The 12,909-nt window shown below is 29.6% G+C and carries 10 protein-coding genes and 1 pseudogene; 2 read left to right on the plus strand and 9 right to left on the minus strand.

All coding sequences use genetic code 11. The annotated features are described in order from the left end of the window. The 6 genes and pseudogenes from Q0V24_RS11555 to Q0V24_RS11580 form a co-directional block, all read right to left on the minus strand. A pseudogene (locus tag Q0V24_RS11555) lies at positions 1–715 on the minus strand (serine protein kinase); the annotation flags it as partial. A 163-nt stretch (positions 716–878) separates the two neighbouring features. Beyond that, the gene (locus Q0V24_RS11560) at positions 879–1,838 is read right to left on the minus strand and encodes a DMT family transporter (protein WP_297521635.1); all 960 of its coding nucleotides are present in this window, start codon (positions 1,836–1,838) and stop codon (positions 879–881) included. A gap of 142 nt (positions 1,839–1,980) precedes the next feature. Continuing rightward, the gene (locus Q0V24_RS11565) at positions 1,981–2,460 is read right to left on the minus strand and encodes an acyl-CoA thioesterase (RefSeq protein ID WP_297521637.1); all 480 of its coding nucleotides are present in this window, start codon (positions 2,458–2,460) and stop codon (positions 1,981–1,983) included. A 181-nt stretch (positions 2,461–2,641) separates the two neighbouring features. Next, entirely contained in the window at positions 2,642–3,937 is a 1,296-nt protein-coding gene (locus Q0V24_RS11570) for a M18 family aminopeptidase (protein ID WP_297521639.1), read from the minus strand. 186 nt (positions 3,938–4,123) lie between these two features. Continuing rightward, the gene (locus Q0V24_RS11575; protein WP_297521641.1) at positions 4,124–5,608 is read right to left on the minus strand and encodes an SH3 domain-containing protein; all 1,485 of its coding nucleotides are present in this window, start codon (positions 5,606–5,608) and stop codon (positions 4,124–4,126) included. A 32-nt stretch (positions 5,609–5,640) separates the two neighbouring features. Next, complete coding sequence (locus Q0V24_RS11580) at positions 5,641–8,244, minus strand: SH3 domain-containing protein (RefSeq protein ID WP_297521642.1); 2,604 nt, start codon at positions 8,242–8,244, stop codon at positions 5,641–5,643. A gap of 186 nt (positions 8,245–8,430) precedes the next feature. On the opposite strand from Q0V24_RS11580, the gene Q0V24_RS11585 reads away from it, so the two are divergent. Next, a complete protein-coding gene (locus tag Q0V24_RS11585; RefSeq protein ID WP_297521644.1) occupies positions 8,431–9,612 on the plus strand; it encodes a cation diffusion facilitator family transporter in 1,182 nt (393 codons plus the stop codon). Positions 9,613–9,887: 275 nt separating this feature from the next. Next, on the plus strand, positions 9,888–10,472 hold the full coding sequence (locus Q0V24_RS11590) for a hypothetical protein (RefSeq protein ID WP_297521646.1): 585 nt from the start codon (positions 9,888–9,890) through the stop codon (positions 10,470–10,472). Positions 10,473–10,504: 32 nt separating this feature from the next. Here the strand turns inward: Q0V24_RS11590 and Q0V24_RS11595 are convergent, their stop codons facing one another. Genes Q0V24_RS11595 through Q0V24_RS11605 form a run of 3 tightly spaced genes read right to left on the minus strand, consistent with a single transcriptional unit; the run spans position 10,505 to position 12,906 of the window. Continuing rightward, positions 10,505–11,245 (minus strand): hypothetical protein, encoded by a 741-nt coding sequence (locus Q0V24_RS11595; protein ID WP_297521648.1) that lies wholly within the window; start codon positions 11,243–11,245, stop codon positions 10,505–10,507. Between the two features lie 59 nt (positions 11,246–11,304). Continuing rightward, a complete protein-coding gene (locus Q0V24_RS11600) occupies positions 11,305–11,874 on the minus strand; it encodes an isochorismatase family protein (protein ID WP_297521650.1) in 570 nt (189 codons plus the stop codon). A 12-nt stretch (positions 11,875–11,886) separates the two neighbouring features. After that, positions 11,887–12,906 carry a hypothetical protein gene (locus Q0V24_RS11605; protein ID WP_297521652.1) on the minus strand — a complete coding sequence of 340 codons (1,020 nt, stop codon included), beginning with the start codon at positions 12,904–12,906 and terminating at the stop codon, positions 11,887–11,889. Between the last annotated feature and the right edge of the window lie 3 nt (positions 12,907–12,909).

Below are 12,909 nucleotides of genomic sequence, written 5' to 3' on the forward strand. Positions count from 1 at the left end.
CCTCTGCATACATATCCATTCTTGAAATATCAATTGACCCATTTAGAATACTAGTATCCTGATTATTAGGGTCAACTGGTGGCACTACCCCAATCCCTTTTCTTGAACGAATTGAAAAATGTTTAGTTTCAACAGGAACATTTTCATATTCTCCATTATACTCATTCATAAGTCTGTGCTTACATATTGGACATAAATCTCCCTCTATTTGAATACCTAAAAGCTCCTCAAATTGTGTTCTAAGATGCTTAGGTATAAGATGCATTGGTTCTTCATGCATTGGACATCCTTTTATACTATAAATAGGTGGTGCTGTTTCAAGTACTTTTTTAACTGCTTCAACAAGGGAAGATTTACCCGCACCAACTGGTCCTACAAGATATAAAACCTGTCTTGCTTCTTCACCTTTCATTGATGCTGAATAGAAGTAATTCATAAGTTTCATTATTACCTTATCTATTCCATAAAAATCATCTTTGAAGAAATTGTACTTTTTGATTTTTTCATTGCCATAAAGTTTTTTAATCTTTTGGTTATCCTCTGGCTTTAAAATTTGTGCACCTTGTTCCATCAATAGTTTATAAATTCTTTTATGTGATAATTCAGTTATATCAGGATTATCTTTAACAAGCTCTAGATACTCTATAAACGTACCTTCAAATTTATAATTATTACGGCTTTCTCTATCATTTTGAATAAACTCTTTAAAATCCATATATAATCCCTCCTTTTGTTATAAATATATTCATACTTATGCTCTATATATGATTATTTTTTAACTTTTTTCTTTAAAAAACTTTCTTATTTTACATAAATTTTTTTTATTGATAATTTTATTTCTTTCATAAAAAACACTATAAAAAAAGAAACATCCTAAATTAAGAATGCTTCTTTTCTGCTTTTCTTCGTGGTTGTGAAACCATATAAAGAGTTCCAAATATAACTATAACTGCTGCAATTATCATTGTTGGAGTTATAGACTTCCCTTGGATAATTAATGCAAATATCATTGACCAAATAGAAGCTGTTGAATTAAGCCCCATTGCCTTTGTTGGTCCAACTGAATCTATAGTCTTATAATAAAATATTATTGATATAGTTCCTGCAAGTGCTGCAAGTCCAAATACAAATAATGTTTCTTTATAAAATATTACATCTTTGACAACTGGAAATGCTGATAAAAGTGGCAAGAAAATTATAAGATATGTAAACCCTGAAATTATCTGCCTTATTTGAAGTATGTACTCTGGCTTTAAATTTTCATTTGCTTCAAATCCAACTGAACATAAAACAGTTTCTCCACCCCATCCTAGAATTGCCATAAGACCAAATAAAATACCCGTTGTAGTCATTGACTGTGAATCTCCACCATAACCTAAAATTATAACTCCTATAATTGTAAGCCCAAGACCAAGCCATGCTTTATAATTTAATCTCTCTCTTAAAACTATTGTTGAAAATAATGCTCCAACGGCTGGATATATAGCTGTAAATGTGGCCGCATTAGATGCCCCCATATAATTAACAGCCCCATAGTACCCTGTCATTGCAATAGGTCCTGCTAAAACCCCAATCATTACTGCTGTTCTAACAGACTTAGTTTTCATAACCCTTAATAAATCACGAAGTTTACCTGTTATAACTATGTATATAAATGTCCAAATCCCTGATATTGAATCATGGAAAAACACCCCTACAAAAGGTGCCATTAAAGCGGCTTGTTTTAAACTTATAAATGGAAACATTGATAATGCCATAGCACTAAAAACTGTATCTAATCCCCACATAAGCCCTGCCATAAGCCCTTGACTCGTCCCTTTGACTATATTATTTTTCATCTGTTTATATAACTAAATTTATAATTTAATTATTTCTCCTTTATAAAAATTTAATTATAAAAAATAAAGTTTCATAGATTTACTAATAAATCTATAAAACTTTATTTTTTATTTATATTCTAACTCATAACTATGAATTATACTATTTTTTCTTTTTTTGAGCTTCGTATTTTTCTTTACCCTCTTCATAATTAGCTTTTTCTTTTTCTGTTTCAATTACTAAAGTAGGTACTTGTACTGGCTTATTATTTTCATCTAAAGCAACCATTGTAAAGTATGCTGATAATGCTTTATTTCTATAACATACATCTTTACACTCAAGGCTTTCAACCTCTACTATTACTTTAACTTCCATTGAAGATCTTCCAACATAAACAACCTCTGCTGTACATGTTAATAAGTCTCCTATGTATACTGGTGAATGGAATTGAAGTTCATCAACTCTAGCTGTTACCGTATTCGTATTTGCATATCTTCTTGATGCTGCATATGCTGTTGAATCCATTATTTTCATTATTTCTCCACCATGCATATTTCCTGCTATGTTTGCTTTATGCGGCCATACCACTTCACTTGTTATTATCTTTGAATCTGAAGGTCTTTTTTCAATTACTGCTGGCATATTTATATTCTCCTTTTATCTTTTGTTAAAGTTTTCTATCTTATTAAGTAATAATCATTATTACTTCTTTCTAAATAAAGTATAAAGTATTTTTTATTTTTTATCAAGTTTTTTTATCAATTAATAATTTATTTATAAAAAAGGAACATTTTCATCAAATGCTCCCCTAATATAAATACTTTTATAAATTAAAGAATTCTGTAAATACTTTTATACAATCCGCATGATCATCAACTGAACCAAGCTCTCTTATTGAGTGCATTGCAAGAACAGCATTTCCCATATCAACTGTTTTAACAGCTAAGTGTGATGCAGCTATAGGCCCTATTGTTGACCCGCCTCTAACATCTGATCTATTTACAAATCTTTGAACTGAAACATCTGCTTTTCTAGCAACCATTTCAAACGTAGCAGCTCCCTCACTATCTGTAGAATAACTTTGTGATGCAGCTATTTTTATAACTGGACCTTTTCCCATCATTGGTCTGACTACTGGGTCGTGCTTCTCTGTAGCATTTGGATGAATAGCATGTGCTAAATCTGCAGAAATTAAGAATGAATTTGCCACTGCTCTAAATAAATCTTCTCTATCCCCACCAAGTGAAAGAACTATTCTCTCTAAAACCTCTGGGAAGAATGGTGAATCTGCTCCCTGCTTTGTTCTACTACCAACTTCTTCATTATCATAGCAAAGCATAACATTTACTCCATTTTTAACTTTAGCATCTACTAAAGCCTTTGTACCAGCTTGTATCATCGCAAGGTTATCAAGTCTTCCTGTTGAAATAAATTCTTCATTTAATCCAATTATTGAACCTTTTTGATATTCATATGGCATAAGTTCAAAATCTAATATATCCTCAACCTCAACTCCCATCTCATCTGCTAAAAGAGTTAATAAATAATTTTCTTTCTCCATTTCTTCATTCATCAATGCAAGCAGTGGTAATGTATCTTTTTGCGGATTTATTTTAATACCATTATTTATCTCTCTATTCATATGAATAGCTACATTTGGTATTATCATAACTGGTTTATTTATATTTATTATCTTACTTACAGGTTTTAATGGATTTTCTGAAACAAGAGTAACTCTTCCAGCAATTCCAAGAGGTCTATCAAACCAAGTATTTAATATTGGTCCTCCATAAACTTCTGTATTAAGTTTTACATAATTTTTTTCTACTTTCATATCTGGTGATGGTTTAATTCTAAAACCAGGTGCATCTGTGTGCGCCCCTATTAATTTAAATCCATGTTCTGCAACATTTCCAGACCCTACTGTAAATGCAACAAGTCCACTATTATTTTTATCAACAAAATACTTTCCACCCTCTAAAAGGTTCCATCTATCGCTTGATTTAATTTCTATAAACCCTTCCTTTATAAGCCATGCTCTTAATGTTTCTACTGCATTATAAGCTGTTGGACTATCATATATAAAATCTATTAATTCATTTGCTATTTGCTTTTTCATAGTTAATTTCTCCTTCACGCACTATTATTAATATTTATTATACACCTTTTATAAATCTTTTACCTACTCAAAAAGTTGCGAAATCCTCATTTAACTCTCTTTTACTTAATAATTATTATCATTAACTATCAAATTCAATTATACTAAAAAAAGGTATAGAATCTTACGATTCCATACCTTTTTATATTAACCTAGTTTGATATATTTTTTTGAAACATAAGCAGAATTAGCTTTAGATGATTTAATCTTATACCAACTTCCTGACTCTCCTATTATTTCAACAGTTTCATTATTTCTTAGGTAAGTTATAACTGAACTTGACATACTTGCACCATTTCTTACATTTAAAATTGTGCTTATCCCCGTAACTTTACCTCTTTTAATATTTTCTATATTTTCATCACTGTCATTTCCTGAAGAAGATAATACTTTTATATATTTGCTACTTACATATCCCGATCTACCATTAGCAAGTGTTACATGATACCATCCACTCTTTTCTGAGTTTATTGTAAGTTTTGTATTATTTGTAATAGTTGTAATGACAGAATAATTTGTTCCTGCCCCACTTCTTACATTTAATCTTGAACTTATATTTATAACTTGCCCCTCCTTAATACCATTTCCAGTATCAGGCTTTTCTGGTTCTACAGGTTTTGATGTATCTGGTTTTTCAAGATTTTCAGTTATATTAATATACTTGTCACTAACATAACCATAACTCGTACTACCATTTATAGCATAATCAATTTTATACCAACTATTTGTTTTTTCATATATATTAACACTTTGATTATTTCTAAGACTTGAAACAATAGAATGATTCGTCCCAGCTCCACTTCTTACATTTAATCTTGAACTTATTCCTGTAACTTTACCTTTTGCAATTAAACTTGAATCTGGCTTTGATATTTCAACATCTGGCTCATCAATATCTGGTTTTGATGTATCTCCATCATGAACTCTAGCTTGGTCAATTAATTTATAAATTTGTTGCCCATAAGAATCATTAGATTTTGCAGCAGCTTCTAAAGAACTATATTTTGATGTAGAATATCCTGGATATGCCCATCTACCTGCAAGTTCTTCAACCGATGGTCCACTTCCTCTTGATACAAGATTAAATCTTGGATCTACACATTTTTGTATAAGTGCCTGTGTTGAACCATACGCCTTTAAATGTTGAACTTGCGCTCTAATTCCAATTCTTGCTGTTGGGAAGCTTTCTGATGCGCCTGATGCTCCAGTAACCCCAATCCCAGCAAAATTATTATCTTTATAAGTCAGTTCTCCACCAAACTTGAAATAACCAGTTTCTTTTATAGCTTGTGCTACAACTATATCTGCTCTAACACCTTCTATTTTTGATTCTTCATATACAGTATCTACCCACTCATTCATGCTACAAGTTAACTTATATTCAAATCCATATTTATCTTGCTGAGCTTTTAAAAATGCTTTAAATGCATCTGCTGATACATTAGCTTCTCCCATTATATTATGTTTAATTGGGAATATATCTCGATGTGAAGCCTTTGAAAGTTTATTTTCCTCTTGATAATCTCTTTGAATATCATCATTATCTTGTGCAATTGCAATATTAGTATTGACCCCTAAAGTTCCTGTCACTATCGAAGTAGCAATCAGTGTGTTTATTATTTTCTTCTTCATAAATTCCATTCCTCTTTTTTATCATAAATTTTTTATAAGATTTTCACAAAATCATCTTTAACATATCCTGTTTTTTTACCACTACTTGTTGTATATTCGATTTTATGCCATCCCTCTTTATGATCTAAAACAGTTATTATCTCATTACCTAAAACATACCCTACTATTGAATAGCTTGTCCCTCTGCCAGCTCTAACATTTAAATTAGTGCTTACATTTATTATCTTTCCTTTTTGTGATGTGCTCTCAACTGTTGTATCATCAACTTTTATATAATCTTTACTTACAAATGCTGTTGACCCATTAAAATTAATATTATACCAACCATTTTTCTCATAATTTATAGTTACCTTAGCATCTTTATTTAAAGTCCCCACTTTTGAGTGGTTAGTTCCAGCACCACTTCTAACATTTAAAGTATTACTTACATTGATAACTGACCCTGTTTTCTTTTCTGTTTCTGGTGTTATAGTGTCCCCACCTGTTGAGCCACCACCACTTGAACTTCCTGAAAGTTTAATATAATCTTTGCTTACATATCCTATTTTTCCATCATAGCTAATATTATACCAACCATCTTTTTCTGAATTAACTTTAACAACTTTTCCTTTTGAAATCTTATCTTTTATACTATAAGAAGTACTTGGACCAGTTCTTACATTTAATGATGTGCTTACATTGATAACTGTACCATTTTGATTTATGTTACCCCCATCTGTACTTCCACTATTCCCGTCTTCTATAAGCTTTATATAATCATCACTTACAAATCCAGTTTTTCCTGAATAGCTAATATTATACCACCCATTTTTTGTTTTATAATTTACTCTTACTTTTGTATTTAATGATAATTTATCTTGTATGCTATTTGTAGTTCCTGGACCTGTCCTTACATTTAATGCTGATACTGAACCTAGATTTGCTACTAAGCCATCTTTATTTACTGGTGTTGTGTCAGTTTGTCCACCACCACCTGTGCTACTATCTTCTATAATCTTTATATAATCTCCACTTACAAATCCAGTTTTTCCTGAATAACTAATATTATACCAACCATTTTTTGTTTTATGATTCACTCTTACCTTTGTATTTAAAGGAAGCTTATCTTGTATACTATTTGTAGTTCCTGGGCCTGTCCTTACATTTAATGCTGATACCGAACCTAGATTTGATACTAAACCATCTTTATTTATTGGCGTAACATCTACTTGTCCACTACCATCTGTATCCGTATCTTCTACAATTTTAATATAATCATCACTTACAAAAGCTGTTGACCCATTGAAATCAATATTGTACCAACCATCTTTTGCATAATTTATAGTAACACTCGCATTAGCTTTAAGTATTCCTACTTTTGCATGATTAGTGCCAGCTCCACTTCTAACATTTAAAGTATTACTTACATTGTAAACAATACCAGTCTTTTTATCAGTTTCTGGAGTTGTAGTTCCACCACCTGACCCTTCATTTCCCGATTCAGAAAGTGTTATATAATTTTTACTTACATAGCCTATTTTTCCTGATCCATAAGTTATGTTATACCAATTATTTGTTTCATAATTAACCTTAACTTTTGTATCTTTAGGCAATCTATCTTGAACTGAATTGGCTGTACTTGGGCCACTTCTTACATTAAGTGCTGATCCTAGTGCAATATTTGAAACTAAACCATCTTTATTTATTTCAACTTTATCTTGAGTACTTCCATCTGTGTCTTCATCAATATTACCACTCAAAATTTCAATATATTCTTTTTTTACATACCCATAAGTTTTTCTAGTACCCATAAAATCTACTTTATAGTAACCATTTTCTTCTCCATATATGTTCATTCTTTTATTTGGATAAACATTTCCTAAAACTGGAGCATAGGCATTCGCCTCTGTTCTTATATTTAAATATGAACTAACATTTATAAGCTTCCCTTTTGCTATTGGTGCTATCCCATCATTGACTAATGATTCTCCTGGCATTCCAACTGCTGCTTTTGATTTAAATTCTTCCCAAAGGTTAGGTCTATCCTGTATCATCATTCTAGAACAAATTTTTCCTGAAGCATGATTATGCATTACTACATTTTGTGCAGGAATATTATACTTTCTCATAAGATGTCTTGTAAGTTCTATACCTGTCTGGTATGTTTTATCAAAATTATTTCCACTATTTACTGCAAGTTCAATTCCAATTGAGTTACCATTTTGCACTGCTGCACTATTTCCCCCATCCCCTACATGCCAACCTTTCCAAGTATCTTCCAAAGCTTGTACTATATTCGAATCGTCTATTATGTAATGTGCTGATGATTTTGCATTTGGATGATTTGCAAAATAATTTCTATTTGCCATCGCATCTGCTGTTGCTGCTCTATTATCAGTGTCATGTATTACAATATATTTAGGTGATATTGTTACACCTTTTGAATAGTTAATATCGATTAATTGTTTATTGACCTTTATCCCATTGATAACCGGAGTTGATTTTTCATTTACCTGTTGTGTTACTTCTCCAGTATTCTTCAAAAATTCTGCATTTGTTGTCATATCTTCTGCTAAAGCTAAAGTTGAACTATCTAACATTGCTCCTGTAAAGATTGCTGTTGACATCAAAAGTGCTTTTAACTTATTATTTTTCATCTTTTTACCCCTCTAAATGATTACAATTTGGTTACACTCCATTATTATATCATTTATCGTCCTTTTTCAACCATTTTTTAAATAAATTAGCAAATTCTTTATAAATTCTTCATTAAACAAATAATAATTCACAAAGTTTGCTTTATGCTATAATATAATAAGGTCTAAATTCAATGGAGGTAACCTATGTTTTCAAAAATATTAATAAAAAAATTCGTCGAAAATAATGAGAATTATAAAGACGAAAAAGTAAGAAGTTCTTATGGATATCTTGCTAGTGTGATTGGAATAATTTCTAATCTAATTTTATTTGTTATTAAATTTGTTATCGGTTTTATAACTGGAAGTATAGCAATAACTGCTGATGCTTTTAATAACTTATCAGATGTATTATCATCTATAATAACAATCGTTGGATTTAAATTAGCTCAAGCTCCACCTGACAAAGAGCATCCTTTTGGGCATGGAAGAATGGAGTATATATCTGCATTTATAATTTCTTTCATGGTAATGATTGTAGGATTTGAATTTCTTAAAACATCTATAGAAAGAATTCTTAATCCTTCTATAGTTAAATTTGCTTTACTACCTTTTATACTTTTAATAATTACAATATTCGTAAAGCTTTGGCTCGGATATTTTAATACAAGTATAGGTAAAAAAATAAATTCTAGTGCAATAAAAGCTACTGGTATGGATGCTTTTGGTGATGTTTTTGCATCAACTTGCGTCGCTATTTCATTTTTAGCAGTTAAATTTACAACAGTGCCTGTTGATGCTTATGTCGGTGGTCTTGTTTCATTCTTCATAATTTATGCTGGACTTTCACTTTTAAAAGAAACTATTAGTTCGCTTTTAGGTGAAGCACCAGACCCTGAATTTGTAGAACAAATAACAAATGAACTTATGGAATATAATAACTTTATTGCTATTCATGATTTAATGATTCATAACTATGGTGTTGGGAATACAGTCGCTTCTGTTCATGTAGAATTTCCTGCAGATGTTAATATAATAGATATGCATAATACTATAGATCAAGCTGAAAGAGAAATCTCTGAAAAACATAAACTGTTATTAACAATTCATATGGATCCTATTTATATTGCAAAAGGTGAAACTGTAATAGTTAAGGACAAGCTTCTTAAAATGATTGAATACAATCCCTTATTAAAATCAATGCATGATTTTAGAATTATTGAAAAAAAAGATTCTATAGATTTAAGATTTGATATCGTGGTTCATTTTGCTAAATCTAAAAATATAATGAGTGATGATGAAATTATTAACTCTATTAAAAATACTATAAAAGCTGAACATCCAAAATATAATTGTATAATTACTCTTGATAGAGACTATACTGAATAAAATCTTTCTTTTTTACCCATACTATTAAATGTAGGGTATAGCTATTAACTAAGAATACTAGCTATCATAAAAACATTTATAACACGGCATAGATGTTTTAAAGGAACTCTCCTAATATACTATTAGGAGAGTTTTTTATTTTTATATTAGATTTTGTAAGTTTATATAACTATTATATAGAATTACATCCAAGTAGTATTTATGTTTCTTATTTCTCTTTAATACAACTTTGTTATATAATATACTTAAATTTCAAACAAAGGATACAAAAAAAAATGAATAATAAACAAAAGAAAACAACTCATCGAAGAACTCGTTTTAATTTTTTTAAATTTTTAAGAAATATGACTATTCTTGCAATAATTATATTTGCTGGCTATTGGGTGATTAGTGCTTTATTTACATCTACTGAAAAACCACTCCCTAAGGTTGTAACTGCACCAACAAAAATCAGTTTACCTAAGCCGGTAGCTATAAATCCAGTTCAAGAATATAAAGCTAAACAAGATAAAATTATAAATAGTATCTTTAGATTTAATGAAAATCTTTATATGTCTATGAATAATAATAATGTTGTGAATTTATATCCTGATTCTCAAAATGCAGTCACTGCTTTAAATGATAATTTAAGCTCTTCTGCTAGCAAACTTCAGTCATCTGATGTGCGTGCTGAATCATTATTTTTAAGTGAATTAACTCTTAAAAATAATGCTTACATAAATGCAGTTATTGCTTACAACAAAGAAGCTTTAGTAAAGGTTCCAAATCCTAAAAATTTAAAAGCACTTAATATTACAGTTCAGAAGTCTTATAATGATATAAATACTTTTATGAACAAAAATTTATCATTATTTAAATAAGTAAAAAATGCAGGGTATACCCCTGCATTTTCTTATTTATTTGATTTATCAATTCCTACAAGATGTATCCCACTAACTCCATTTACGTTAATAGAATCGCCATTTGCCAATGTTAGTTTTATATTTTGAGAACCCTGATTATTTAAAATTTGGCTGAATAATGGTATCCCAATGGGGTTATTTACAGATACCATCCCACTGCTTGATGGTATCTCCATAATATAATCCCCTTGCTTTATATCAACTCCAACTTCATATGTCCCTGTGCTTAAAACAGTTTTAAAATCTCTTTTATATGGGCTAAATTTAACACTACTCATCCCTGTTATCTCAAGTGTGTCTCCTTCCTTTAATAAAAAGATAGATTTTAGAGGAATAGAACCACCTTTATCAACTACATCTGTTTCTTGTATTTTTTCATTTTTACTATTATATACACTTATTTTCCCAGATTTTAATGTTTGCACAATATAAAATCCTTGCTCAATTTCTTTTCCTACTGCATACTTTCCTGAATTTAAAGTGACCGCTTTTGCTTTTGAATTATCTATATTTCCATCATCATTAGTTATATTTTGTACTACTACAGTTGAACTTCTCATTATAGGATTTACTAATCTTGCCTCTGCCTGTTCCTTAATATCTGTTACCATATACGACATAGCTATTCCTATAGATAAAAGTATTATAAGTATTACTACTAAAATCCAAAACCATACCCTTTTATAAAAAGGTCTTTTCCCATAACCTAAATTATCAAATTCATCACTCATAAAACTCTCCTTTTCATCTATTTTATCCTTAGTTTTAATATACCCAATTTTTATAATAATTATTTAAAATATTCTAAAATCTCCTCTGTAGTTCTAATTCTTCCTATTCTAGGAAATATATTTTTCAAAACATATGTATTTTCTTCTACTGAAAGACCTGTCATTGCATCTGATACAAATATTTGATTAAATCCTCTTTGATAAGCTTCTCTAGCTGTTGTATCAACTCCTATGCCTGTTGCTATCCCACAAAGAACTATTGTATCTATACCTCTTCTTCTTAGTTGAAGTTCAAGTTCTGTTCCATAAAAAGCTCCCCATTGTCTTTTAGTTATAACTTTTACACCTTCTATTTGTGCAAGTTCTGGAACTAATACATCCCATCCCTCTTTATATGGAGATGTAGCATAGCTATCTAATGCTGGTTTTAACCCATCTTTTCCATCAGATGTAACTCTAACTAAAAATACTTCACCACCATTTTTTCTAAAAGCTTTTACCATCTTAGCTGATTTTTCAATAACCTGTGCTCCACTATATGGTGCTAATCCCTCTCTTCTTGCAATTCCTTCTTGCAAATCAATTACTACCATTGCAGTTTTGTTGATATTAATAATATTATTTTCCATTATAATTCCTCCTTAGTTTTCTCTTAAATCTTTTGATGTTACCCATCCATAAATCCCATCTACATTTACATAATAATATTTGCTATTATTTATATTTTCCATAGAATTTAAAATATAAATTTTCTTTTCTTTAAAACTTTGATAAATAATTTCTGAATATTCACTAGGATATTGTCTTAATGAAACAAATGATTTCATCTCTCGAGTTTTATTTATCTCATCTATTTTTTTTGCAGTTAATTCTGCTATAATTCCATTTTGATCTACACTAACCCAACCTTTATCAGTATTAATATTATCTCCTATAATATTGCTAACATTCGCATTAAATAAAACCGCTTTGCTTTTATCAAATGGAATATAGTTATTTTGATATAAATCAAATTTTGCATCTACTGTTGGGTCAAGATTATAGTTAGATTTAATAGGTCCTTCAACTAAATAATCTTTATATATAGTTCCTTCTACAGTTATGTAAAAATACTTTGTCCCTCTTGGTATTAAAACTCCATTGTTTGTGAGATTTCCCTCTAATTTTTGATAACTTTCTGGCTTTGGTGCCGTATTATTACCCATAATATAATGCAAACTCTCACTACTATTCCAAACTAAATTTTTCTCATCTTTAGTTTTTGTAATAAGGTCAAACTTTGCAACAAGATTTCCATTTTCTATATTTGTATTATTTATAATAATTTTTCCAGAACACATCATATATTTTCCTGTTAATTGCTTATCAAAAATATCTTTATATTGATTGTATACTGCCTGATTATCTTTAACATAAATCTCTAAATTATACGACTTATAAACTTTATGTAATCCTAAACTTGCTAACTTTGTTTCTTCTACTTGTTTTTGTTGTTGCTTTTCCTTTTGTAATTTTTCTTTTACACTTTCAGTTTTAATATTATTAAGCTTATTTTTATTACTACTTATACTTTCATTTATTTTATTAAATTTAAGATAAATAAATGCACTACCTATAACTATTAAAATAGAAATTATAATTGCCACAATTATTTTTTTCATATT

The organism is uncultured Clostridium sp., assembly GCF_947039605.1.
Classification (GTDB): Bacteria; Bacillota; Clostridia; order Clostridiales; family Clostridiaceae; genus Sarcina.

Excerpts from the sequence above, each read along its gene's own strand:
- Q0V24_RS11560 (WP_297521635.1), bottom strand. The coding sequence starts at position 1,838 with ATGAAAAATAATATAGTCAAAGGGACGAGTCAAGGGCTTATGGCAGGG.
- Q0V24_RS11565 (WP_297521637.1), bottom strand. The coding sequence starts at position 2,460 with ATGCCAGCAGTAATTGAAAAAAGACCTTCAGATTCAAAGATAATAACA.
- Q0V24_RS11570 (WP_297521639.1), bottom strand. The coding sequence starts at position 3,937 with ATGAAAAAGCAAATAGCAAATGAATTAATAGATTTTATATATGATAGT.
- Q0V24_RS11575 (WP_297521641.1), bottom strand. The coding sequence starts at position 5,608 with ATGAAGAAGAAAATAATAAACACACTGATTGCTACTTCGATAGTGACA.
- Q0V24_RS11580 (WP_297521642.1), bottom strand. The coding sequence starts at position 8,244 with ATGAAAAATAATAAGTTAAAAGCACTTTTGATGTCAACAGCAATCTTT.
- Q0V24_RS11585 (WP_297521644.1), top strand. The coding sequence starts at position 8,431 with ATGTTTTCAAAAATATTAATAAAAAAATTCGTCGAAAATAATGAGAAT.
- Q0V24_RS11590 (WP_297521646.1), top strand. The coding sequence starts at position 9,888 with ATGAATAATAAACAAAAGAAAACAACTCATCGAAGAACTCGTTTTAAT.
- Q0V24_RS11595 (WP_297521648.1), bottom strand. The coding sequence starts at position 11,245 with ATGAGTGATGAATTTGATAATTTAGGTTATGGGAAAAGACCTTTTTAT.
- Q0V24_RS11600 (WP_297521650.1), bottom strand. The coding sequence starts at position 11,874 with ATGGAAAATAATATTATTAATATCAACAAAACTGCAATGGTAGTAATT.
- Q0V24_RS11605 (WP_297521652.1), bottom strand. The coding sequence starts at position 12,906 with ATGAAAAAAATAATTGTGGCAATTATAATTTCTATTTTAATAGTTATA.